The organism is Bartonella massiliensis (assembly GCF_902150025.1).
Lineage (GTDB): Bacteria > Pseudomonadota > Alphaproteobacteria > Rhizobiales > Rhizobiaceae > Bartonella > Bartonella massiliensis.
The window spans coordinates 107,286-132,446 of sequence record NZ_CABFVS010000004.1 but is presented as its reverse complement, the minus strand read 5'-3'; the positions used below and the strand labels follow the sequence as shown (position 1 = coordinate 132,446).

23 protein-coding genes and 2 pseudogenes are annotated in these 25,161 nt (G+C 41.6%); 19 read left to right on the top strand and 6 right to left on the bottom strand.

Going from position 1 to position 25,161, the window contains the following annotated elements; all coding sequences use genetic code 11:
- Window positions 1-14 precede the first annotated feature (14 nt).
- The 18 genes and pseudogenes from FNZ60_RS01900 to virB11 all read left to right on the top strand — a co-directional run bounded on the left by FNZ60_RS01900 (window position 15) and on the right by virB11 (window position 12,281).
- Window positions 15-338 carry a VirB3 family type IV secretion system protein gene (locus FNZ60_RS01900; protein ID WP_142416051.1) on the top strand — a complete coding sequence of 108 codons (324 nt, stop codon included), beginning with the start codon at window positions 15-17 and terminating at the stop codon, window positions 336-338.
- Complete coding sequence (locus tag FNZ60_RS01895; protein WP_142416050.1) at window positions 338-2,698, top strand: VirB4 family type IV secretion/conjugal transfer ATPase; 2,361 nt, start codon at window positions 338-340, stop codon at window positions 2,696-2,698. Before FNZ60_RS01900 ends, FNZ60_RS01895 begins: the two co-directional genes overlap by 1 nt.
- Window positions 2,695-3,465, top strand: a complete 771-nt coding sequence (locus tag FNZ60_RS01890) for a TrbJ/VirB5 family protein (RefSeq protein ID WP_142416049.1) — start codon at window positions 2,695-2,697, stop codon at window positions 3,463-3,465. Before FNZ60_RS01895 ends, FNZ60_RS01890 begins: the two co-directional genes overlap by 4 nt.
- 24 nt (window positions 3,466-3,489) lie before the next feature.
- A pseudogene (locus tag FNZ60_RS01885) lies at window positions 3,490-3,882 on the top strand (EexN family lipoprotein); the annotation flags it as partial.
- A 95-nt stretch (window positions 3,883-3,977) separates the two neighbouring features.
- Window positions 3,978-4,370, top strand: a complete 393-nt coding sequence (locus tag FNZ60_RS01880; RefSeq protein ID WP_142416048.1) for an EexN family lipoprotein — start codon at window positions 3,978-3,980, stop codon at window positions 4,368-4,370.
- A gap of 2 nt (window positions 4,371-4,372) precedes the next feature.
- Window positions 4,373-4,773, top strand: a pseudogene (locus tag FNZ60_RS01875) (EexN family lipoprotein).
- 36 nt (window positions 4,774-4,809) lie between these two features.
- Complete coding sequence (locus FNZ60_RS01870) at window positions 4,810-5,019, top strand: hypothetical protein (protein ID WP_142416047.1); 210 nt, start codon at window positions 4,810-4,812, stop codon at window positions 5,017-5,019.
- 59 nt (window positions 5,020-5,078) lie between these two features.
- Window positions 5,079-5,513 (top strand): EexN family lipoprotein, encoded by a 435-nt coding sequence (locus FNZ60_RS01865; protein ID WP_142416046.1) that lies wholly within the window; start codon window positions 5,079-5,081, stop codon window positions 5,511-5,513.
- A 2-nt stretch (window positions 5,514-5,515) separates the two neighbouring features.
- Window positions 5,516-5,800, top strand: a complete 285-nt coding sequence (locus FNZ60_RS01860; protein WP_142416045.1) for an EexN family lipoprotein — start codon at window positions 5,516-5,518, stop codon at window positions 5,798-5,800.
- 61 nt (window positions 5,801-5,861) lie between these two features.
- Complete coding sequence (locus FNZ60_RS01855; protein ID WP_142416044.1) at window positions 5,862-6,080, top strand: hypothetical protein; 219 nt, start codon at window positions 5,862-5,864, stop codon at window positions 6,078-6,080.
- 49 nt (window positions 6,081-6,129) lie between these two features.
- A complete protein-coding gene (locus FNZ60_RS01850; protein WP_142416043.1) occupies window positions 6,130-6,414 on the top strand; it encodes an EexN family lipoprotein in 285 nt (94 codons plus the stop codon).
- Window positions 6,415-6,725: 311 nt separating this feature from the next.
- Window positions 6,726-7,076, top strand: a complete 351-nt coding sequence (locus FNZ60_RS01840) for an EexN family lipoprotein (RefSeq protein ID WP_142416042.1) — start codon at window positions 6,726-6,728, stop codon at window positions 7,074-7,076.
- A gap of 38 nt (window positions 7,077-7,114) precedes the next feature.
- Complete coding sequence (locus FNZ60_RS01835; protein WP_142416041.1) at window positions 7,115-8,050, top strand: TrbL/VirB6 family protein; 936 nt, start codon at window positions 7,115-7,117, stop codon at window positions 8,048-8,050.
- A 24-nt stretch (window positions 8,051-8,074) separates the two neighbouring features.
- Complete coding sequence (locus FNZ60_RS01830; protein ID WP_142416040.1) at window positions 8,075-8,362, top strand: type IV secretion protein VblB7; 288 nt, start codon at window positions 8,075-8,077, stop codon at window positions 8,360-8,362.
- Window positions 8,359-9,030, top strand: coding sequence for a VirB8 family type IV secretion system protein (locus FNZ60_RS01825; protein ID WP_142416039.1), 672 nt, complete (start codon window positions 8,359-8,361; stop codon window positions 9,028-9,030). The genes FNZ60_RS01830 and FNZ60_RS01825 overlap by 4 nt, the downstream gene beginning before the upstream one ends.
- Before the next feature lie 2 nt (window positions 9,031-9,032).
- Complete coding sequence (virB9, locus tag FNZ60_RS01820) at window positions 9,033-9,884, top strand: P-type conjugative transfer protein VirB9 (RefSeq protein ID WP_142416038.1); 852 nt, start codon at window positions 9,033-9,035, stop codon at window positions 9,882-9,884.
- A 55-nt stretch (window positions 9,885-9,939) separates the two neighbouring features.
- Entirely contained in the window at window positions 9,940-11,124 is a 1,185-nt protein-coding gene (gene virB10, locus FNZ60_RS01815) for a type IV secretion system protein VirB10 (protein WP_142416037.1), read from the top strand.
- Between the two features lie 104 nt (window positions 11,125-11,228).
- A complete protein-coding gene (gene virB11 / locus FNZ60_RS01810; RefSeq protein WP_142416036.1) occupies window positions 11,229-12,281 on the top strand; it encodes a P-type DNA transfer ATPase VirB11 in 1,053 nt (350 codons plus the stop codon).
- Between the two features lie 1,862 nt (window positions 12,282-14,143).
- On the opposite strand, the gene glmM is transcribed toward virB11, so the two are convergent.
- The 6 genes from glmM to FNZ60_RS01780 form a co-directional block, all read right to left on the bottom strand.
- Window positions 14,144-15,517 (bottom strand): phosphoglucosamine mutase, encoded by a 1,374-nt coding sequence (gene glmM, locus FNZ60_RS01805; protein ID WP_142416035.1) that lies wholly within the window; start codon window positions 15,515-15,517, stop codon window positions 14,144-14,146.
- Between the two features lie 647 nt (window positions 15,518-16,164).
- The gene (ftsH, locus tag FNZ60_RS01800; protein WP_142416034.1) at window positions 16,165-18,342 is read right to left on the bottom strand and encodes an ATP-dependent zinc metalloprotease FtsH; all 2,178 of its coding nucleotides are present in this window, start codon (window positions 18,340-18,342) and stop codon (window positions 16,165-16,167) included.
- Window positions 18,343-18,456: 114 nt separating this feature from the next.
- Window positions 18,457-20,070 (bottom strand): tRNA lysidine(34) synthetase TilS, encoded by a 1,614-nt coding sequence (gene tilS, locus FNZ60_RS01795; RefSeq protein WP_142416033.1) that lies wholly within the window; start codon window positions 20,068-20,070, stop codon window positions 18,457-18,459.
- Window positions 20,071-20,081: 11 nt separating this feature from the next.
- On the bottom strand, window positions 20,082-21,827 hold the full coding sequence (locus tag FNZ60_RS01790) for a tol-pal system YbgF family protein (RefSeq protein ID WP_142416032.1): 1,746 nt from the start codon (window positions 21,825-21,827) through the stop codon (window positions 20,082-20,084).
- 54 nt (window positions 21,828-21,881) lie between these two features.
- Window positions 21,882-22,403: a peptidoglycan-associated lipoprotein Pal gene (gene pal / locus FNZ60_RS01785; protein WP_142416031.1), complete on the bottom strand. Its 522-nt coding sequence runs from the start codon at window positions 22,401-22,403 to the stop codon at window positions 21,882-21,884.
- Window positions 22,404-22,597: 194 nt separating this feature from the next.
- The gene (locus FNZ60_RS01780) at window positions 22,598-23,293 is read right to left on the bottom strand and encodes a DUF1013 domain-containing protein (RefSeq protein WP_142416030.1); all 696 of its coding nucleotides are present in this window, start codon (window positions 23,291-23,293) and stop codon (window positions 22,598-22,600) included.
- Window positions 23,294-23,667: 374 nt separating this feature from the next.
- Between FNZ60_RS01780 and FNZ60_RS01775 the strand changes: the two genes are divergently transcribed.
- A complete protein-coding gene (locus FNZ60_RS01775) occupies window positions 23,668-24,414 on the top strand; it encodes a YebC/PmpR family DNA-binding transcriptional regulator (protein WP_142416029.1) in 747 nt (248 codons plus the stop codon).
- Window positions 24,415-25,161: the final 747 nt, after the last annotated feature.

Genomic DNA, 25,161 nt, shown 5'->3' with positions numbered 1-25,161 from the left:
TATCTTTCAAAGCCATGCAAGAGCAAGATAAGCTAACAGAGGATACGTTATTTCTTGCTTGCACGCGCCCTGCAATGATTGCAGGCGTGACGGTGGAAGCTATGGGGTTAAATGGGATAGGGTCGATGATATTGTTTATTATGTCAGGCAATATTTTTCTTCTCACTGTTGGTGTAGCGGTGCATTTTATTTTTAAGGAAATTCTTAAAAACGACCACAATAAATTTCGTATTCTTCTGACATGGCAAAAGACAACTATTTTTGCCAGGAATTCTAAGTTATGGGGTGGGGGAAGTATTTCTCCATTACGATTAATTCGTAATTATGAGGAATTATAATGAAAACGATAGAGCGCAAACGTGAAAAGCAGCCAGAGGCGATCATTCCGTATGTTCGCCATGTTAACAAGCATGTCATTGCGCTTGATTCGCGTGCTCTCATGAGCGTTATTGCTCTTGAGGGCATTAACTTTGAAACAGCCGATATTATTGATCTAAATGTTCTTCACGAACAGCTTAATAATCTTTTTAAAAACGTTGCGGATGAGCGTATTGCTCTTTACAGCCATATTATCCGAAAGCGTGAGACTGTTTATCCGGATGGCACTTTTCGCTCGGCATTTGCCAAGCAATTGGATGATAAATACCGTGAACGGATGGTTTCTCAAGAGTTATATCGCAATGATCTTTATCTTTCGATTTTGTGGAATCCGCACGTTGATAAGACGGATAAATTATTAGAATTTTTCAAGCGTTTAGGCAAAGCCAAACAAGAAAAGACAGAAGTTGATGCGGAATCCGTTCGTAAACTTGAAGATATTACGACAGATCTTATTCAAAATTTAGAGCGTTATGGCGCCAGAAGGCTTAGTCTTTATGAGCATGAAGGCACTATTTATTCGCAACAAAGTGAGTTTATCCACCAATTGGTAGGGGGGCGTCGTGAACGTGTCCCGCTGACATGGGGGACGATAGCGTCGACTGTTTATTCAGACCGTCTGATTTTTGGGAAAGAGATCATAGAAATACGCACCGAGGCGGGACAGCGTTTTGCCGGCATGTTTGGCTGGAAAGAATATCCAGCAAAAACCAGAATAGGCATGGCGGATGGTCTTTTAACGCTTCCCTTTGAGTTTATTTTTACGCAATCTTTTATTTTCAAGAGCAAGAATGCAGCCAAGCAGATTATGGGTCGTAAACAAAATCAAATGGTTAATGCTGGCGACCGTGCGGGTTCACAAATTGTGGAATTGGATGATGCACTTGATGATCTTGAGTCCAATCGTTTTGTTTTAGGGGAGCATCATTTATCGTTAGCCGTTTTTGCTGATACGCCGCAAGAATTAACTGATAATCTTGCCAAAGCGCGTTCTCGTCTAACAGATGGTGGCGCAGTCATTGCGCGAGAAGATTTGGGGTTAGCAGCGGCTTGGTGGGCACAATTACCGGGCAATTATGCCTATCGCACCCGCTCTGGCGCGATAACCAGCCGCAATTATGCCGCGCTTTCACCTTTTCATTCTTTTCCGGTTGGCAAAATAGATGGCAATGTGTGGGGACCAGCGGTTGCCTTAATGAAGACTTCTGCGGGTTCTCCCTTTTATTTTAACTTTCACTTTGGTGATTTAGGCAACACGTTTGTTTGTGGTCCGTCTGGTTCTGGTAAAACGGTTATTGTTAATTTTCTTTTAGCACAACTTCAAAAGCATGATCCAAATATGGTGTTTTTTGATAAGGACCGTGGTGCGGAGCTTTTTGTCAGAGCCGGTGGCGGCACCTATATGCCTTTGAAAAATGGGAAACCAACAGGCATAGCGCCACTAAAAGGTTTAGATTATAACAATCCCGCCGATAGGGTGTTTTTACGCCAATGGATTACCAAGCTTGTTTCTTCTGAGGGTCAAAATATTAGTGAATCGGAAAGGCAAGATATTTCTGCTGCGGTTGACCAACTTGCTCTATTGCCAAAGGAGCAACGGACCATATCGGCGCTACAGATGTTTTTTGACACGACGCATCGCGAGGGGATATCGGGGCGTTTAGAGAGATGGTGTAAAGGCAATGCCTTGGGGTGGGTTTTTGACAATCCAGATGATGACATAGGCATTGAAGCCAAGTTTATTGGTTATGATATGACGGATTTTTTGGACAATGATGAAATTCGTCCACCGTTAATGATGTATTTATTTCATCGAATTCTGTCTCTGATTGACGGGCGCCGTATTATCATTGTCATTGATGAGTTTTGGAAAGCGCTAGAGGATGATTCCTTTAAAGCCTTTGCGCAAGATAGGCTAAAGACCATTCGGAAACAGAATGGGCTGATGTTATTTGCCACGCAATCTCCCAAAGATGCGCTTAATTCGACGATAGCGCACACCATTATAGAGCAATGCCCTACTCAGATTTATTTTCCCAATCAAAAGGGCAATCATGGGGATTATGTAGAAGGTTTTAAATTATCCGACAGGGAATTTAACCTCATACAAACAGAATTAAGCCGGGAGTCGCGGCGTTTTCTCATCAAACAAGGACAAAGTTCTGTTGTAGCAGAGCTGAATTTACGGGGTTTTGATGATGAAATCGCCATTTTAAGTGGCACCACCAAAAACATTGAACTGTTAGAGACCATTATGGATGAAGTTGGTGACTCTCCAGAAAAATGGCTTCCAATTTTCCAAGAAAGGTCAAAACAATGAAGAAACTTTTATTGGCAACAGCCTTCTGCGCAATTTCTTTTAGCCCTCAAGCAAATGCATTTGGAGGTCCCTTTGATTGGCAAATACTGCAGCAAAACATAGGGCAACTTAACCAATTGAAAGAACAAGTTAAGAAAGCATCAGAGCAAGTTCAACAAGGGTACAAGCAGCTTGATCAATTAAAGAGCCAACTCGATCAAATGAAACAACTCTATAGCTCCTTAAATGCCAAACCTGACATTTCGAGCTTAAAAGAAATGTTTAACCAGCAAGGGAGCAATGGCGCTCTTCCTTCAGACTTTAACAACTTTCAACACTCAATGGGCAGCGGGGGCAGCGGGGGAGGAGGTGGCGGCGGCAGCAAAAACGCGCAAAAATGGCAAGAAGAGCTTAAATACAAAGAGCCCGCGGGGGGCGCGGGGTCCAAAGAAGCGGTGGATGCTTTTTACGCAGAGGAAGTAAAAAAAGCCGAACAGCGCGTGGTAGGACAAGCGGCCAAAGGCCAAGATGTCTATGAAGAAGCCAGTGAAACACAAAAAGAGATTAACAAGCTTCTCGATAAGCTTGGAAACACTGAAGAGGCTGGTGAAATTCAAGGCATTCAAGCACAATTATCAGCCATACAAGCCAAGCTGCAAACACAAGTCCTTCAAATGCAAGCCGCCGCCATGATTCAACAAGCAGAAGAAAAAGCAGCTGAAAGACGTGAACTGGAAGAATTTAAAGCACGATACAAAGCTTTAGCCCAAAAACTGCGTGGACAATAAAGGGAAAAAGAGAGGGGTTTAATCATGAACAAGATCACCATAACAACATTACTACTTTGCACAGGGCTTATTGCTGCTGGCTGTGAAAAAACCTATAGCGTCGCAGAATTTAAAAAAGATCCAAAGTTGATGGAAGAATGGGGAGCAAGATGTGGCTTCACAGGGACTTCAAAAAATTGTGAAAACCTAAGAGTAGCAGGGCTTGAACTTGAGAAAGAACGTCGGGCAAAAATTTCAGAAGAAAATCGCAAAAGATATGAAGAATTTGAAGCTGAACAAAAAGCTAGACATGAAAAATGGAAAGCTGACTTTGAAAAAAGAAAAGCTGAACTAGAAAAAAGAAAAGCTGAAGAAAAAGCAAGAGAACGCGCGGAAGAAGAACAAGAAGCAAAAGAGCGCGCTAAAAGAGAAGCTGAACGTGAAAAACGGAGAGAAGAAGAAGCCGCTAAATGGCGAGCTAGAATTAAAGAAGATCAGAAAAGAATAGATAAGATCTGGAGAGAATCCAAGCCATGAACAAGATCACCATAACAACATTACTACTTTGCACAGGGCTTATTGCTGCTGGATGTGAAAAAACCTATAGCGTCGCAGAATTTAAAAAAGATCCAAAGTTGATGGAAAAATGGGGAGCAAAATGTGGGTTCACAGGGACTTCAAAAAACTGTGAAAACCTAAGAGTAGCAGCTTTAGAACTTCAGAAAGAATATGAAGCAAAAGCTGCAGAGAGAATTAGGGAACAGAACAAAAGTTTTAGTGATGCTATGGAAAAAGCTAAAGCCGAAATGGAAGCTGAACTTCAACAAAGAAGAGCCGAACGAAAAGCAAGAGAACGCGCGGAAGAAGAACGAAGAGCAGAAGAGCGTGCTAAAAGAGAAGCTGAACAACAAGGGGACAATCATTAATCATGAACAAGATCACCATAACAACATTACTGCTTTGCACAGGGCTTATCACAGCTGGCTGTGAAAAAACCTATAGCGTCGCAGAATTTAAAAAAATCCAAAGTTGATGGAAGAATGGGGAGCAAGATGTGGCTTCACAGGGACTTCAAAAAACTGTGAAAACCTAAGATTAGCAGGGCTTGAACTCGAAAAAGAATATGAAGCACAAGCTGAAGAAAGAGCCCGTGAAGATGACGAACGTTATCGTAAAGCAATGGACAAAGCTAAAGCTGAAATGAGAGCCAGACTTGAAAAAATGGAAGCTAATACTAAAAGGAAATTAGCTGAACAAGAAGCAAAGCGACGCGCTGAGGAAGAACAAAGAGCAAAAGAGCACGCGGCAGAAGAACAACATAACCATTAAATTATAAAAAGACACAATGAAGAGCGGAGCATTTAAATGGCTATAGAAACCAAAGGCGTATTCACAGATATAGACAATATGTTGATGGAGCCCCTTAAAAAAACAATGGCGACAACCATAACGCATTTCTATTGCGCTTTAGCTGCTCAACTTAAAGAGCCTTGTAAACTCTATAATAGATTTATGGTAACATTATGTCACTGCCCTAGATTGACCATCATTGGTTGTGAAAAACCAATATCCTAGCATGGTTTAAAAATTGTGCTCAAACCTTGTAAAACTGAAAGGAAAAAGGGGAAATATCAATGAATAAAGTTCTCATAACAACATTACTACTTTGCACTGGAATTATCGCTGCTGGTTGTGAAAAAACCTATAGCGTCGCAGAATTTAAAAAAAATCCAAAATTAATGGACGAATGGGGAGCAAAATGTGGCTTCGCAGGAACTTCAAAAAACTGTGAAAACCTAAGATTAGCAGCTTTAGAACTTCAGAAAGAATATGAAGCAAAATCTGCAGAGAGAATTAGGGAACAGAACAAAAGTTTTCATGATGCTATGGAAAAAACTAAAGCCGAAATGGAAGCTGAACATCAAAGAATGCAAGCTGAAATAAAAAAAAGGAAAGCTGAAATAGAAAAAAGAAAAGCTGAAGAAAAAGCACAAGAACGCGCGGAAGAAGAACGAAGAGCGAAAGAGCGCGCTAAAAGAGAAGCTGAAAAACAAGGGGACAATCATTAATCATGAACACGATCACCATAACAACATTACTGCTTTGCACAGGGCTTATCGCTGCTGGGTGTGAAAAAACCTATAGCGTCGCAGAATTTAAAAAAGATGAAAAATTACGCGATAAATGGAGACGTAAGTGTGGATGGACAGGAGATTCACAAAATTGTAAAAATTTAGACAAAGCAATAGAAGAAGTGCGTCAAGAAAATTTTGATAACTATCTAAATAAATATCGTAAAAATGATGATAAGAAAAAAATGAAAGAACAGTCTGAAAGTCAACAGAACAGTAATTAAAGCATAAAAATTCGATTTTGTATGGAACGCGAACCCATATGATAAATAGCGGAGCATCTAAATGGCTGTAGAAACCAAAGGCGTATTTACTGATATAGACACTATGTTGATGGAGCCCCTTACTAAAACAATGGCGACAACCATAACGCATTTCTATTGCGCTTTAGCTGCTCAACTTAAAGAGCTTTTTGCACTTTATAATAGATTTATGGCAAGATTATGTCTCTGCCCTAAATTTATCATCACCGGTTATGAAAAACCGATAACCAGCATAATTTAAAAATTGTGCTCAAACCGCGTAAAACTGAAAGGAAAAAGGGGAAATATCAATGAATAAAGTTCTCATAACAACATTGCTGCTTTGCACAGGGCTTATCGCTGCTGGGTGTGAAAAAACCTATAGCGTTGCAGAATTTAAAAAAGATGAAAAATTACGCTTAGAGTGGGATGCGAAATGTGGATTTGCAGGAACTTCAAAAAATTGTGAAAACATGCGGTTAGCATTTTTAGAACTTGAGAAGGAACGTCAGGCAAAAGCTAAAGAAATATGGAAAAATACATTTGGGGTAAAAGAGCGCACTGAAAAAGAACAAAAAGAGAAACAACAAAAATAATAATTAAATTATAAAAATACACAACGAATAGCGAAGTATCTAAATGGCAATAGTAAGCAAAGGCGTATTTACCGATATAGACACTATGTTAATGGAGCCCCTTACCAAAAAAAGGCGACAACCATGACGCACTTCTATGGCGCTTTAGCTGCTCAACTTAAAGAGCTTTTTGCATTCTATAATAGATTTATGGCAAGATTATGTCTCTGCCCTAAATTTATCATCACCGGTTATGAAAAACCGATATCCTAGCATGATTTAAAAATTGTGCTCAAACCGCGTAAAACTGAAAGGAAAAAGGGGAAATATCAATGAATAAAGTTCTCATAACAACATTACTACTTTGCACAGGGCTTATTGCTGCTGGATGTGAAAAAACCTATAGCGTCGCAGAATTTAAAAAAGATGAAAAGTTACGCTTAGAGTGGGATGCGAAATGTGGGTTTGCAGGAACTTCAAAAAATTGTGAAAACATGCGGTTAGCATTTTTAGAACTTGATAAGGAACGTCAGGCAAAAGCAGCAGAAAGAAGTCGTAAAATTGAAGAAGAAAATCGCAAATCAATGGAAAAACTGAAAGCCCAAATGAGGGAAGATCTTGAAAAAAGGAAAGCTGAACTAGAAGCAAAAGAGCGCGCTAAAAGAGAAGCTGAACAACAATAGAATAATAATTAAGACACAATAAAAAGGGGAGCATTTAAATGGCTGTAGAAAGCAAAGGCGCATTTACTGATATAGATAATATGTTAATGGATCCCATTACAGAGGCAATGGGTAACGCCATTAAAAGTCTTTCATCAAGCTTAGGTGCTCCACTTAAGCTGTCTTGTACAATTTACATTATATTTATGGGCTACAACATCATCTATGGGCGTTCTTCCATGCCTTTATGGGAATTTATAGTGACAACTTTTAAACTCGGCATTGTTGTTGCACTGGCCACAAACGCTGCTCTTTATAATGAGTGGGTCAGTGGTATATTTTTCCATGATCTGCCGAATGCCATTGCAAATATCACCCAAGGTGCACATTCAGATCGAAATGTATGGGATAATATGATGGGCAAAGCTGGCGCACAGGTTTTGGATGCTGCAAACCAGTACACAGGTCTGACTCAAATGGGGAAGTTTATTGCGACATGGATTGCTGGTTTTATCTGCTTAGTTATTGCTGCCTTTTTTTGTACAGTCGGTTTTGCCGTTTCATTATTTGCTAAACTGGGGTCATTTCTTGTCCTATCAATCGGACCAGTCTTTATAAGCCTCTATATGTTTTCCTCAACCAGAAAATTCACAGAAGCATGGTTAGGGCAAGTCGCAAACTTCGTCATTTTATATGTGTTAGTCGTGCTGCTTGGTGGCTTATATGTAAAGATTTCGATGAATATTTTTTCAAGAGGTGTTGATGATATCATGACTTCTTTAATTCAGTTCTTGATTGTTGGTATTGGGGGTATTTTTCTTTTCCTCAGACTCCCTGATATCGCGTCAAGCTTAGCCTCTGGAGGGGTTTCCCTTACAGGCTCAGCACCAGTCGCTAAAGCAACAGCTCAACTAACAGGTAAAGCAGCTAATGCAGCAACCAACACAATAACAAAGGGTGTTAAAAAATTAGCATCACTCTTAAAAAAGGTCTAAGTTAAAATAAAGGTCTAAGTTAAAATGCGGGAATTTAAAAAAATTGGGGTCATTTTACCATTTCTCTTTCTCAGTGGCTGTATATCTTCATCACACACAATGAAGTCACTTCCAAAGTGTGATGGATATTCTAAACGCCCACTCAACCGGTCCATGTGGAATTGGGAAGGGAAAAAACCCACACCCACCCCCATTATCATCAGCAACAACAGCGCCTCCCCCCTAAAAGAGGCAAAACCTGAAACGCTTCTGGCACAAAAGTTAACCGATGAAGAACTCAAATCCTATAAAAACTGCGGGCAAAAAGCATGAAAGAAAAAGACCTAGAACAATATATCGCTGAAGCACGCTCCTTTGATCAAGACCGCATGCTCGCAGCACGGCGCACCACCCGCGCCTCACTCACCATTGCCGGCATTGCCGTCATCGCTGCACTCATGTCCTCGCTGGCGGTCATCACCCTCACACCCCTTAAAACCGTGGAACCCTTTGTCATCCGTGTCGACAATTCAACCGGCATCACAGAGGTCGTAGAAGCTTTAAAAGAAGCCCCCTCCAATGTGGACGAAGCTATCACACGCTATTTTGCCGCAAAATATGTCCGCTCGCGTGAAGGATTCACCGCAGAAGAGATACAAAACAACTACGAAACCGTCTCTCTGCTCTCTTCTCCCGAAGAGCAACAAAGATTTGCCAGCTGGTACGGCGCAAAAAACCCTCAAAGCCCACAACTGCTCTACAAACACGCTAACGTTACAATCTCTATAAAATCAATCTCCTTTATCAATCAAAATGTCGCTCAAGTACGTTACTACAGAACAATCCATGACAATGAAAACAACAAAGAATTCATCACCCATTGGGTTTCAACTCTCACCTTCGAATATATCAACGCCCCTATCTCTGTGCAAAACCGCCTGATAAATCCTCTTGGCTTTATTGTTAATGAATATAGAACAGATCCAGAAGTGGTCAACTGATCATGACAAAAAAAATCTTTTTTCTTTTCTTAAGCATCATCGCCCTTTCTCCTACACCTTGGAGTAACGCCAGTGTTTTCCCCACCCGCGCCCCCAATGACAGCCGCATTCGCTTTATCAATTATGATGCTTATAATGTCACAAAAATCATTGGCTCTATCCGCTCCTCTGTCCAAATAGAATTTTCTGCCAATGAAGAAATTGCCCATGTCGCCATTGGCAACAGCATCGCATGGGAAGTCGCCCCCGCTGGCAATATTCTATTCCTCAAAGCACGGGAAGTCCAACCCATGACCAACCTGCAAGTTGTCACCACAAAGCTTGATGGCTCAAAACGCTCCTATCAATTCGAACTTATCATCAAAGATGGCGACATCTCCACCGCACAAGAAACCTATTTCCTCGTGAAATTTCGCTACCCCCAAGATGAAGCCGCACAAAGAAGGCTCGCCGCCCTGATGCAACAACAAAAACAACAAGCCAGACAAATCGATAATATCTTCAACGCCACCGAGACCTATGGACCACGCAATTGGGCTTACACCGCACAAGGCTCAACCACCCTTGAACCCGCCTCTGTTTACGACAATGGCAAAACCACAACCTTTACCTTTCCAGACAACCAAGAAATCCCTGCCATTTACATTGTAAACAGTGACGGTACAGAATCCCTGGTCCCCAAAACCACCAAAGGCAACATGGTCATCATCCATGCCATTAGCGCCCGCTTCACCCTAAGAAATGGCAAAAATGTCCTCTGCATCTTTAACGAAGCCTATCAACAAAAAGGCATCAATCCAGAAACCGGAACAACCTCACCATCTGTTGAACGCAAAGTCGCATCAGATCTTTAAACATCAACATCTTTAAGCATCTTTAAACAAAGCGGGAATCAAAGGGGGCTCAGTTATGAGTGATAAAACAACAATCGAAGATCGAAGCGCAATCAGCGATAAACGCAACAATATCTCCCAAAGCCTTGGCAAAAAAATCGTTATCGCTCTAGCCTGCATAGGATTTTGCATCTATGCACTCTGGAACATCCTCTCCTCCCCCGAAGAAAAAAAAGACACCGTAAAAGCTCATAAAAAACAAGCCCAAAGCTTTCACAACACCCTCGCACCTCTCGAGCTCGCCCCCTCCACCCCGCGCGCAAAAATGGCGCCCATAACCCTGCCCCCTCCCCAACCACTCACACCAGCCCCCAAAAAAGACGACCCCTTACTTGATGCCGCAAGACGTGCCCCTGTGCTCGCCTTTGCTAGAGGCTCTAAATCTCACTTAAAAGACGTGGTCAACAATACTCTCAACCCCTTTGAGAAATTAAATGTCCTTGAAAATCTCAAGAATATGCAAAATTCTCCTGCCGCTCAAAACACACAAAATTTTGCCACCCTATTAAAACCAACCACAACAGAAGAAACAAAAGCAAAACTCATCGGCAACAGAAACTTTATCATCGCCATGGGAACCTCTATCCCCTGTATCCTAGAAACCGCCTTAAACAGCGACCAACCAGGCTTTGCCAGCTGTGTCATCAACCGCGATATCCTCTCTGACAATGGACGCGTTGTTCTGCTTGATAAAGGAACCCAAGTCATCGGTGAATACCGCGGTGGCATCAAACAAGGCCAATCCCGCCTCTTTGTTCTCTGGACCAGAGCCAAAACCCCCAACGGCGTCATCATTCCCCTTGCCTCACCCGCAACCGACAGTTTAGGGCGCGCCGGCTTTGACGGCAACATCAACACCCATTGGTGGGAACGCTTTGGCTCTTCCCTTTTACTCAGCGTTATTGATAGCGCCACAACCACCCTCGTCAACAAAATGCAAAACAAATCAAATTCAGCAGGCGCAAACAACGCCGGAGGCGGCAATTTCGAAGGCGTAAGCCACACTGGAAAAGAAGCAGCCTCCATTGCCCTTGAAAATCAAATCAACATCCCCCCTACCTTAGAAAAATACCAAGGCGAACTCGTCAACATCTTCGTCGCCAGAGATCTCGACTTTTCATCCGTCTATAAACTCACCATCACCCACAAAAAAAACAACGCTTACTCTCGCCACACACCAGGCTATTCCTTCTTTCATTAACCACCACCCCTAACCACACCACTAACCCCACAAACCTAACCACAAATCCTAACCCCTAACCCCCACACAAATCACAAACCCACACACAAACCCAAAGTTTCATTATGCCAACAGCAAAAAATTCAGAACGCGCCTCTATCGTTTTAACAAAATTAAAAATCCTAGATGACTTTCTCAATAACGAAAACCTATTCGAAATTGTCATCAACCGCCCTGGCGAAGTAATCGTCGAAGGTCAAAATGGTTGGCAAACCCACACCATACCAGAACTCACCTACAGTGAGCTAGAAGGCATTGCAAAAGTTGTTGCTGCCTATACAACACAAAAAATCAGTGTCGAAAACCCCGTTCTCTCCGCAACACTGCCCAATAACGAACGCATACAAATTGTTATGCCCCCTGCCGTTGCTCCCAACACCATCAGCATGACAATCCGCAAACCTTCATCCCGCACCTTTTCCCTTGAAAGTTTACATGAAAACAAACTGTTCTCCGTCACACAAGGCGTCAGTTTTACCCCCCTTGAACAAATGATACAACGGGAAAAAGAACTCTCTGACACAGAAAAAGAACTAACAGACCTCTTTATAGCCAAAGATTTTTGCACCTTTTTAGAAAAAGCCGTTACAACCCAACAAAACATCTTAATCTCTGGCAAAACCGGTTCTGGTAAAACCACCCTCTCCAAAGCTTTAATTGCCAAAATCCCTGACTATGAACGCATCCTCACCATTGAAGACACACCAGAACTGGTCGTTCCCCATTCAAACAAAGTGCAACTCTTTTATTCAAAAGACAACCAAGGCTTAGCAAAAGCTGGTGCAAAAGAACTCCTTGAATCGGGCTTGCGCATGCGCCCCGACAGAATCCTCCTACAAGAGCTGCGTGATGGCACAGCCTTTTACTATATCCGCAATGTCAACTCTGGTCACCCTGGCTCTATCACCACCGTCCACGCCTCCACAGCCCTTGCCGCCTTTGAACAAATGACCCTTCTTGTCAAAGAAAGTGACGGGGGTGGTAACCTAGCAAGAGAAGATATCCGCGGCTTATTAATTTCCATGATAGACGTCATCATCCAATGCAAACGCCTTGAAGGCAAATTCCGTGTCACAGAAATTTACTACGACCCCTTCAAACGCCGCGACGCTTTTTAAAAAAACAACACCCTCCCCCTACTGCTTTACACATTATGCCAATAAAGTTTTTTCAAAAGCACGATTGACCGCTTAAAGTTCCTTTTCAATAATTGCAAACAACAAACGGGAAGAAATATCCTCTTAGACGATCAGCCTTTTTCCCCATCACGAATGCGCCAACAAAATCCTTGTTTATTGGCTTTTTTGACTATAGCGCCCTTATTAGCTCTCCCCTTTAATCATGATTTCAAAGCCGCGTGAGAAGGATAAGACAAGCCTCTATGGTTTTCAAATCAAGGACGCCATTAGACGCCCTGTAAGGGTTTCCTTGACCTTAAAACCTAAGGCTTGTTCGTCCTTCCAAAAACTCTACGAAAAGATGTAAGCCAAAGCTATTGGTATAGATTTCTAACCCAATCAAGTACGCATAAAAAAGATTTTTACATTAATTTATCTCCATATCTTTAAAAGTAATTGCTAAATGAAAATCTCTGGTATATATTCTCTTTTGGGGAGAGAGGTTATGCATTAAGACCCCCGCAGGATTTTATATCCAATCTCTTTCTCCATTTAATCAAAAGACTTGATTTTTTTATTTTCCTCGTTTTGTTTGTATTGCTTCATAGCAATAATCAGCTAAATTTAAAGTGGTCTTTCTATATGCCAAATTCGTATTTAAAATGCGATTGTGGATCACTTAACTTAATTGAAAATACATTCTCTCTTTTTTAAAAATCATCTTCCTCACGAAAAGAAAAACTGAAAAGCTTTCTTTCAGTGTTTTAAATCTGAAATGATTAATGTTATATCCTCTTATTCATTTTAAGAGAAAATCATGCAACCTCTATTGCTTCAGTATCGCTTATTATGGGAATAATTAAGAATAAAGAGAGTATATAAACAAGTCCATCATATCATATCGATGGTTTATATATTAATAACATTTCTTCTGTTTATTTCATCTTCCGTTTGTTTCATTGGGCATTTTATTTCCCTTTTTTAGTTTTATATCAAATTTATGATACAAATTGCTTGGAATTTTTTGGCATTTCTAAAGTTTTAAGGACTTCATTGAATTCTGATTGGAAGCGATTTATTGTTTTTTGAAGAAAAAAGCTATTTTGCCTTCTTTCTCGAAAGCCAAAAAAATATCCCTTTTCTCACAAAATTCCTCTTGTAAAATGCATCATGATAAATTCAATTGGAAGATTACTTTACCGTATAGGTATTTTAGAATCCCTTCTGTTTTCGCAGTTGGTTTTTTATCTTTTTGCCATTATATTTTTTTCCATTTTTATCGCCTTATACTGAAAAAAACATGCCAACGCAAAAGCGATATAAAAAAGTGAACATTCCCCAAGGCTAAGGATTGTGCGATATTTTCCTTGATCTCCTACACACGAATTTTCTCCCAAAAATGAATTGCATCCCCGAAACACAACTAAAAATAGAAGTAAAGATAGAAGCACGAAACGATATCGCTTTTACTCGTGTAAACCATTCCCCTTTTTATAAATTCCCGATCACTCTTATATCACGATCCCCCTTCTATCAAATGTATAAATGATCAATCTCCACCATCACACAAAGTCCCAAAACGCTTTCAGCAACCGCTTCTTTACCTGCTCGATTACCGTTTTGATTAGCAGCTTACCTATCTCTTTTCCCTTGTACCATTCAAGAATTTTTCCCCTTCTCTTTTAAAAAACGTTTTAGCACATACAAATTCCCCAAAATCTTCTTATTTTCCCCTTCAAGCATCAAAAACATTCTCAAAGGTCATGCACTTCTATTCAATTAATCTTTCTCCACAAAATCATTCCTAAAAGTCCCCTTTTTGTTTTTTGCAAAAGATGAGCTGATAATTTCCTTTAAAAAATTCAAGATTCCTCAAGTGCAATCCCCACGCCTGCATCATGATGAGTGATCACATCCATTAACTCTGTCACAACTGTGTCCAACACTTCTCGTGCATCCCCTTCAGCCATAAGGCGGATAACCGGCTCAGTTCCAGAAGCACGGATCACCAACCGTGCCTCTTTTCCTAACCGCTTTTCTGCTTGATCAATGGCCGTTTTGACGGAGTTTTTTTTCAAGACATTTTTGTTTTTAATCGTTACATTTTTTAAAATTTGCGGTACAGGTTCAAACCGTTGACACAATTGGCTCATAGGGCTTTGATTTTCCTTCATACAAGCTAAAATCTGCAAAGCCGCCACCAACCCATCACCGGTTGTTCCAAAATCACTAAGCACAATATGCCCTGAAGCCTCACCGCCAACATTATATCCCTTTTGACGCATGGCATCGACAACATAACGATCTCCAACTTTTGTCCTGATAAGGTCCAACCCTTTGGCATTCAAAAACCGCTCCAACCCTAAATTAGACATAACCGTTGTGACAACACCATTGCACCGTAATCGTCCCATTTTATGCCAATTTTCAGCAATCACAGCAATCAACTGATCCCCATCAACCGTTTGTGCTTTTTCATCAACAATGAGAACACGATCGCCATCTCCATCAAGCGCAATGCCTACATCAGCACGCACTTCATGCACTTTACGTTTTAAAGAGCTTAAATCCGTTGAACCACATTTTTGATTAATGTTGGTCCCATTAGGTTCATCGTGAATAGCAAAAACCTCGGCCCCCAATTCCCATAAAGCACGGGGTGCTGCTTTATAAGCAGCCCCATTGGCACAATCCACAACAATACGCACAGCATCCAAGCGAACATCACGCGGCAAAGTTCGTTTGGCATATTCAATATAACGATAAATATCCCCCTCAACCCGTTTTGCGTAACCAATTTCAGCAGAACTTGCTAAAGATTTTGAAAGATCTGTATCGATTAATTGTTCAATTTTCGCTTCCATATCATCTGAAAGTTTAAAACCATCCGGACCAAAAAGCTTAATTCCATTATCATAGAAAGGATTATGAGAAGCAGAAATCATCACCCCAAGATCCGCGCGCAAAGAGCGGCAAAGCATTGCAACAGCAGGGGTTGGCACGGGGCCCAATAAAAAAGCTTCCATTCCTGCAGCAGTTAACCCTGAAACCAAAGCATTTTCCAACATATAGCCAGATAATCGGGTATCCTTGCCAATCACCACACGACGCGATTGATGTTGTGAACGGAATAAAACCCCTACAGCCATCCCTACTTTCATGGCAAAATCGGGTGTCATGGGAAATGAATTGGCTTTCCCCCGAATTCCATCTGTACCAAAATATTTTTGTACCATGCCTCTTTCCTTTATCCTTTTTCCCTTGGCTTTTCTCGAAAAACTCTAACAGCCCCCTTGTACAATAGATCTCCTCACCATATTCCCTTCCCCCTATAAATAAGACCATTGGACCCGCCCCTCATCTTTTTAGATCATCAAAAAGCCTCTACCGCATCTACATAACCTAAACCATGCTCAACCAATAATGTTTCTACGTCTTGCACATAAAGCAATCTTCTAAAAAGCCTTTACACATCCCTTGTAAAACAACCAAAGGATATTTCACGGCTTGGACCAAATTTGCATAGCAATCCATCATCTAACCTCACGCCCTCTACCCAAATCTCCAAAGCAAGTCCACCACCAAGCCTTACATCCTACCAAAACCGCACTGCATCCCCATTATCAAACCTCACACTCTTGGCCCAAATATACACCGGCAATCCATCGCCTCGCCTCAAACCCTACCAAATTCGCAAGGAAACAGACCACCTTATCCCCTGCTAAAGTCATCATAATAAAATGATTTTATATAGCTTTGCTTAACTTTTTGCTTCCATATTTTGAAAAATATGACATCAAAGGCGCAAGCAATGCTCGCGCCCTTCTCAAAGAATTTAGAAACTTTCCCAAAACATAGCCACTCAAGCGTTATTAAAAAGCTCTTATTTTCCTTTATCAGATTGCGCAGCATTTGGTTTTTTTTCAGCGCTGCTTTTACTTTGAGAACGATTAACTGATTTTTTGGAACCTTTTGCGCTTTGCGACTTTTTTCCAGTGTCACCCAATTGCGCTTTTTTAGACTCAGTATCCTTGGATTTAGTATCACTGGATTTTGCTATTTTTTTCCCACCAGCGCCCTCTGCGCCCTCTGCTTCACCATCCTCACCTTTAACGGTCTCTGCTTTATGAGCTACTGTTTTAGGTGCTGTTTTAGCGTCTTTTTCATCCACCACAGAATCCTCTGCCTTCATTGTTCCAGTTTTTGGAACAGAGGAAGCCCGTGGCGCAGCGTTTTCATCTTTCTGCGTCCGTGAAGGCGGCTTTCCTGCAATAACCTCATTAATTTCAGCGCCCGTTAAAGTTTCATATTCCAACAATCCTTGTGCCAAAGCAAACCATTCTTTTCTTTTGCTTTTCAAAATATTGGTCGCACTTTTATAGGCATCATCAATAAGCTTACGCACCTCCATATCAATCATGCGTGCTGTTTCTTCAGAAACATTTTGTGTTCGCGCAACAGAATGACCTAAAAAAACTTCATCTTGGTTATCGCCATAAGCGACATTTCCAAGCAGATCAGAAAATCCCCACCGTGTGATCATGGCACGGGCTAATTTCGTTGCTTGCTCAATATCAGAAGAAGCCCCCGATGTGATATTTTCCTTTCCAAACTTCAATTCTTCAGCCACACGTCCCCCCATCATGATTGCCAAACGAGAAATCATCCAGCGATAGCTCATGGAATAGCGATCGCCTTCCGGCAATTGCATCACCATTCCCAATGCTCTTCCCCTTGGAACGATTGTTGCTTTATGGACAGGATCAGCAACCGGCACATTAAGAGCCACGATAGCATGTCCTGCTTCATGATAAGCCGTGAGCTCTTTTTCCTCTTGTGTCATGGCAGTTGAACGACGTTCAGCCCCCATCATCACCTTATCTTTTGCATCTTCGAATTCTTGCATCGTCACCACTCTTTTATTACGGCTTGCAGCCATAAGAGCCGCTTCATTGACAAGATTCATCAAATCTGCACCGGAAAATCCTGGAGTTCCCCTTGCCAAAACTTTCAGATCAACATTAGGCGCTAGAGGAACATTGCGCACATGCACTTTCAAGATCTGCTCACGCCCAGAAACATCGGGATTTGGCACCACAACTTGTCGGTCAAAACGCCCTGGTCGCAATAAAGCAGGATCAAGCACATCCGGACGGTTTGTTGCCGCAATCAAAATAATACTTTCATTGGGCTCAAACCCATCCATTTCGACCAGCAACTGATTTAAAGTCTGCTCACGTTCATCGTTTCCACCGCCCAATCCAGCACCCCGATGACGTCCAACAGCATCGATTTCATCAATAAAGATAATACAAGGCGCATTTTTTTTAGCCTGTTCGAACATATCCCGCACACGGCTTGCCCCAACACCGACAAACATTTCAACAAAATCAGACCCTGAAATGGTAAAGAAGGGCACATTGGCTTCACCCGCCACCGAGCGCGCTAACAGCGTTTTACCGGTTCCTGGAGGACCAACAAGCAAAACACCGCGTGGAATACGTCCCCCTAAGCGTTGAAATTTTTGTGGTTCACGTAAAAATTCAACAATTTCTTGGAGATCTTGTTTTGCTTCTTCAACGCCCGCAACATCCTTAAAGGTAACACGTCCTTGTGCTTCATTAAGCAATCTTGCTTTTGATTTGCCAAATCCCATTGCGCCGCGAGATCCACTTTGCATTTGCCGCATAAAAAAGACCCACGCCCCAACAATAATAATAACAGGCAGTAAGGAAAAAAGAAGATTAAGGAATATACTATTTCCAGAGCTTTCAGGAATAGCTTTAACATTGACGTTTTTGCTTTCCAATTTTTGTATCAAACCAGGATCACGTGGTGCAAAAGTTGAAACAGTCCTACGTTCGACAGTTTGTCCTGTTAACTTTTGACCTTGAATGGTCACCGATTTTAGCTCGTTATTCTCAACTTTTTGCAAAAATTCAGAATAGGAGACTTCTCCACCACCAGAACGTTGACTATCTCCATTAAAGAAAGAAAACGATACAATCAAAATCAAGGCAATAACTCCCCAAATGAGGAGAGTGCGGTAATTGGAATTCATATTCAGCCCACTTAATCAAATATAGATTTCAAACAGTTCCCCTTAACATATAATCTTGTCAGCCCCTTGCCAAGGGATGAGAGACAGTTTATTCTCTTTTAGAGTGATTTTTCTTTATCTTTTCACCTCAAGATTAAAAAAAGGTTCCACAACATTCACCAGCGCATCATCTTCCCGTGAAGAAAGCCAATCGAAAGGCGCCATAATCCGCTTGATCATAACATTTTTATGCACAACCGCTTGAGAAATCAACTCAGGAATATCACAGCCTTTATCATTTGAAATCATCAGCAGCGATTGTAAAGAGGGAAAATGAGGTTTTTTAAGATCAAAATTGCTGTTTTTCAATAAAGATTTCAGCTGTTCTAAATGCGCTGCTCCAACCTTTATCGCTTCAGATCCATGATTGGTAATGTGATAACGCCCATCCCATATGAACGTTGCATCTGGCTCAACAATAGCCTCTTTCATATTTCGCCCTTCACGCCACAAAGCGATCCCACTTTTATTATATTCAATCACACAGCCAGCATAAGTAAAACGCTTTTTTTTTGAAGAATAAAGACAGATTTTTTGAACAAGTGTGCTCAATTTTTGCTTGGGAAGCAAATAACACGCCCCCCCCATCAGCACCGCAAAAAGCCCGACAACAAAAGGAAAACAGGAATGTTTTTGTAAAAATGATGCAGGCTTTGCGATGAAACAACGCCCATGTTGAACCGTAATATCCAGCGCTAAGATCAAATCGGCAATATTTTTCGCTTGTTGACGGCGCTGCAATGCGGCTTCATTTATTTTTTGAGCAATATCAGCAAGCTTTTGCGAAGAAAGAGACTGACGCACACGCACACGTTCAAAATTGCGATCTTCGTTTGTTGGATCATCAATCCATGTTTTTCCTCGTAAACGTAAATAATTCCGCAATGTTTGACGTTTGACACCAAGAAGCGGACGAATCAAACGCACTTTTCTATGCAACAATGCCTCACGCGGAATACAGGATAAACCACGCGCATAGAGGGCGTCATAGCTTTTTTCGGCAATATGGCTTCTCGTTTTTCTGGCATGATCTTCATCACCCAGAGCACCTGCTTTATCGTGCAAAGCACCGGCAAAACCGCCCGCAGGAACACCATCACCCAGAGCACCCGCTTCACCGCGCAAAGCACCGACAAAACCGCCCGCAGGAACACCATCACCCAGAGCACCCGCTTCACCGCGCAAAGCACCGACAAAACCGCCCGCAGAAGCACCATCACGCAAAGCACCTGCTTTATCGTATAAAATCCCTTTATTCTTTTGGAGACGTTGATACCGCATTTGATAGGTTTCAACCTGATCATTGAGTGTATGACCCGTCATAATAAGGGAAGCACCTTGTTTTTGCGCTTCCAAAACCAAGAGATCATAGCGTGCAACACGAGCGCTGGCAGCAATATGGGTCTTTGGTTTTTCGCCTTCCCACCGCACAGTGATATGTTTAATGTGATGGGTACGACAAATTTCCGCAACAATTTCCGCTTCACGCGCTGATTCTTTACGCAATTGGTGATCAACCGTAACAGCAATTATTTCTGGAGAAACAGAGAGTGTTTCAAAATGTTCCTTGACCAAAAACATCAAAGCCAAAGAATCACTTCCTCCTGAAACGGCAAGAATCACTCGTTGACACTGAATAAAATCCGATGTTTTAAAGAGATTTCCTGCCAATTCATGCACACTAAACATGACCTCTCTGCTTATTTTGCGGGTTTACAAAACACTGATTCTAACATTTGATGACGTTTTGATTTTTTCACAAAATGCGCACAATCCTCTTTATTGGGTTCAAGAGCAATCATACTTCTTGCTAATTTCAGCAAAATCTCGGAAGTATAGAGTTTCTTTTTATCGGCATACCACGCGGTTAGATAAACTTGTGCTGCTTCATGATAGCGTTTTTGTCCCAACAAAGATTCAGCCAACCAAAACAAAGCATCATCACTCAAAGGATCTTTTTTGTAACGATTTTGAAAAGCACAAAAACTTTTTTCAGCATCAACATAATTGGCAGAACGAATAAAATCATACCCTTCCTTATACAAAGCTTTGGAAGAAGAAAGCGTATCACTCTTATGTGATTCGATATGAGCACGGACATCATGATCTTTCACAGCAGCAACCTTTGTCTGATCACCGGTGCTATGTTCCTGTCCCCTCTCTTCTTTCTGAGATTTTTCATCCAAAGCGGCATTTTCAACGGAACAAGAATAAACAGAAGAGTCTTTTTGATCAAAAAGCCGGTGAAACTGCTTGTTAATATCTTTCAGATTATTACGCTCAAGCACCGTTCGTATCTTATGCAAAAGCTTATCTAAATCATAATCTTTAAATAAAAGCTGCTGATTCTCTAAAATAATTCCTTGATGTTCCGAAATACCAGAAGCTTTTTTCACCGCATCGGTAGCAGCCTTATCAGCAGTATCAGTGGCGTTTTTCACTGCATCGGAAGCCTTATCAGCGACATCAGAAGCTTTCTTCACCGCATCGGTAGCCGCTTTATCAGCGGCATCAGAAGCTTTCTTCACCGCATCGGTAGCCGCTTTATCAGCAGCATCAGCGGCTTTTTCCACCGCATCAGAAGCCGCTTTATCGGCAGCGCCAGTGGCTTTTTCCACTGCATCGGTAGCAGCCTTATCAGCGGCATCAGAAGCTTTTTTCACCGCATCGGTAGCCGCTTTATCAGCAGCATCAGTGGCGTTTTTCACTGCATCAGAAGCCGCTTTATCAGCAGCGTCAGCGGCTTTTTCCACCGCATCAGAAGCCGCTTTATCAGCAGCGTCAGTGGCTTTTTCCACCGCATCGGCAGCCTTATCAGCGGCATCAGTAGCGTTTTTCACTGCATCGGTAGCCGCTTTATCAGCAGCATCAGCGGCTTTTTCCACCGCATCAGAAGCTTTCTTCACCGCATTGGTAGCCGCTTTATCAGCAGTATCAGTGGCTTTTTCCACTGCATCGGAAGCCGCTTTATCAGCAGCGTCAGTAGCGTTTTTCACTGCATCGGAAGCCTTATCAGCGGCATCAGAAGCTTTCTTCACCGCATCGGTAGCAGCCTTATCGGTAGCGTCAGTGGCGTTCTTCACTGCATCAGAAGCAGCCTTATCAGCAGCGTCAGTGGCGTTTTTCACTGCATCGGAAGCCTTATCAGCGGCATCAGAAGCTTTCTTCACCGCATCGGTAGCAGCCTTATCGGTAGCGTCAGTGGCGTTCTTCACTGCATCAGAAGCAGCCTTATCAGCAGCGTCAGTGGCTTTTTCCACTGCATCGGAAGCGTCAGGAGCTTGCTTCACCGCATCAGAAGCCGCTTTATCGGCAGCATCAACTTTATCTGTATCATGTGCTGGATATTCAGAAGCCTTTCGCGCTGCACTTTGAACAAATGAAGTAGAACAAGCTATGAAAACCGCCATATAAAAAATCGTTTTCCAATTGATTTTACGATACATTCTCTTCTCCTCTTAAGAGTTCATTGAATGGTTGAAACAAACAATTTTCTTCCTTTAACGACTGTTCATGTCATTGAGCGTTGTCACAGCACGTCGATTTTGATTCCAACAGGAAATATCATCACACACCGCTACAGGCCTTTCTTTTCCGTAAGAAATTGTTTGAATCCGTTGTGCTGACACACCAAGAGATACCAAATAGTTTCGCACAGCAACAGCGCGGCGCTGTCCCAGTGCCAAGTTATATTCACGTGTTCCCCTCTCATCAGCATGACCTTCGATCATAATAGAGTAATAAGGATAATGAAGCAACCATTCTGCTTGGCGCGTTAAAATACGTTCAGCATCTGCATTAAGTGAAGAAGAATCAAGACTAAAAAACACGCGATCCCCCACATTAACCGTAAATTCTTGCCCTGAACCTGGTGACACTTGATTGAAACCAGCATCATTCATATAGGCGCCATTTATACCGTTTAATGCCCCGATATTTTTTTTGCCACACCCACTCAAGCATAGAGAGAAAAAAATAAGGATTGCTAAGGAACGAGAGAGAGTATTTTGGGTAGAGCGCATAGTCCGTTTCTCCTTAAGTTTCGTAAAGAAGGGTACATTCTTAAAAATATTTCTTAAGAATAACTGTTAATTCCTAATGAAGACGAAATTTTTTCTGTTTTTGTTATTATTTTTCAGTCTCTGCCAATTTTTCTTCTCTCCGGTTATTCCTCTAGCATTTTCATGAGAAATGTTACCCTTATACGCCATGCTGTTTACGCATCTTCTTGATCTTGATTATTTTTTTGCAATGCATTTAACTTTGCAAATACTTTATCAGCATCAAAAGTCTTGCTTTGATTTTCTTCACTCTCATTTTCCTCTAGAGCAGCGTTTTCCGTCACAGAAGCAGGAAGCAAAGACCTATCTTCTTCTGCAGCAACAGGACGATTTTTTGCCGCACGCTGGAGTTCAAAATCTAAATCGATTTGGGAACACAAGCCAAGTCCTACAGGATCAAGAGGAGACAAGTTTGCACTATTCCAATGGGTTCGAAGGCGGATTTGTTCAATCGTTGCTTTTGTTGTTCCAATCAACCGTGCAATTTGTGCATCTTTTAACTCGGGATGATTTGTGACCAACCATAAGATACCATTGGGACGATCTTGACGTCGAGAAAGAGGGATATAGCGCGCCCCTTTTCGTTTTTTTTCAGGAATATGCACCCTCGATTGAGAGATTTTCAAGCGTGCGCTTTGATCCGCCTCCACCCGTGCAATTTCACTGCGCGTCAACTGCCCAGAACTAATCGGATCGAGACCTTTAATACCATAAGCTGCCTCTCCATCGGCAATAGCTTTGACTTCCAAGACATGCAATTTACAAAATTCTGCAATCTGCTCAAAAGAAAGTGCTGTATTATCAACCAACCAAACAGCTGTCGCTTTGGGCATCAAAAGTTGCGTTGCCATCTTTATAAATCCTCTTCTGTGCCTCCTCTATGAGGCAGGTTATAGCCCACTCAAGAGCACTGAAATCTTTGTTATATATCAGTTTTTCCCACCCACTCTTAAAAACAAAGAGAGGCATGGAATAAACCATTTTGCCATGAGATTATATTCTGTTATAGCGTGATTTTTGCTCAACGACAAGAGATCTCTCTTATCATGATCCTTAAACTTAAGGGATCTTTACCTTTAAGATGAATTTTCTTATAAAGGGTTTATTTGATTATTTCACCGTATGCTGTGGCATATTTGTTCTGGTGGGATGTGTGGTTTTATCGCCTTGAAATTCTAAAGAATATCCAACTGGAAGGACAGCCCTTGAAACAGGAAGGAAAACTATGGCAGGTCATTCACAATTTAAAAATATTATGCACCGTAAAGGGCGTCAGGATGCAATGCGCTCAAAAATATTTTCTAAGCTTGCACGGGAAATTACCGTAGCTGCAAAACAAGGTGCGCCTGATCCAGCCATGAATCCACGTTTAAGGCTGGCTGTCCAAAATGCCAAAGCACAATCGATGCCGAAAGATAATATCGAACGCGCGATTAAAAAAGCTTCCGGCACCGATGTCGAAAATTATGATGAAGTCCGCTATGAGGGCTATGGACCAGGCGGTGTTGCCGTTATTGTTGAAGCCTTAACAGACAACCGCAACCGCACCGCTTCAAACGTGCGTGCCGCCTTCACCAAATCCGGCGGAGCCCTAGGAGAAACAGGATCTGTAAGCTTCATGTTTAATCGGATTGGGGAAATAATTTATAAACCAGAAGCAGGAACAGTAGACAACATCATGGAGGCAGCCATTGAAGCCGGTGCTGAAGATGTACAATCAGAAGAAACTGGACATCATATTACCTGCGCATTTGAAGATATTGGTGAAGTTTCAAAAACACTTGAAGCAAAACTGGGTGAAGCAGAATCGATTAAAACAATTTGGAAAGCCACCACCCTTGCTCCAATAGATGAAGAAAAAGCTTTATCCGTTTTACGACTGATTTCAACATTAGAAGAAGATGATGATGTGCAAAATGTTTATGCTAATTTTGATGTCAGCGATGAGATCTTGGCAAAACTATCCGTATAATTTTCATCCTTGAGCCCCCGCTTCACCTATGAGGAACTGAAAAAGCATCTCTCTCCTCTTTAGGAGCATACATAATTTATCCACACATATAAAAGCCCCGCATCAACAGCGGGGTCAATCATTTATAACGCCCAAAAAAACCATAATTAATTGCAAAAAATAAAACCAAGCAGATTGAAGAAAACACCCTTAAACGCTCAAACTGTTTTGATGATAAAAGCCTAGACTCTATAGTCTCACGCTTTCCTGATATATTCTAGGAATTATCTATATTCTAAGAATGCCTCTGCCTCTCTCTCATTTGTTGTTTAAGATTAACCTTTTTTGCCTTCCTCTCAAAAAATGAAGATTGCGCCCCAATCTGGTCTTTAAATAATTCAGATTTTTTAAAGACGCATGCCTTTTCCCACGCATGAGATTTGCTTGCAATTGAAGGCAGCATATCCTTTCCTAAATACGCATCACATTGATTTATATTAAAAGTCTAGCGTTATTTATATTTGCACAAGAGATTGATTTATAATGATAATTCACTGTTTTGTATATTGAATGTGAGCCTTTAAATAGCGTCAAATTCTCTCATTTAAAATCTGTGTGTGTATTGAGACAATTAAAATCATGCGCTTGCACATTATATTATTAAACAGAAAAATCCCGTGTGCTGTAAAACTTAAAAGACTAAAAATGCCATTTCATGAACCGTCTTAAAACGCTGTAAGGCTATTGCAACATTCTAGAGTTTGTATG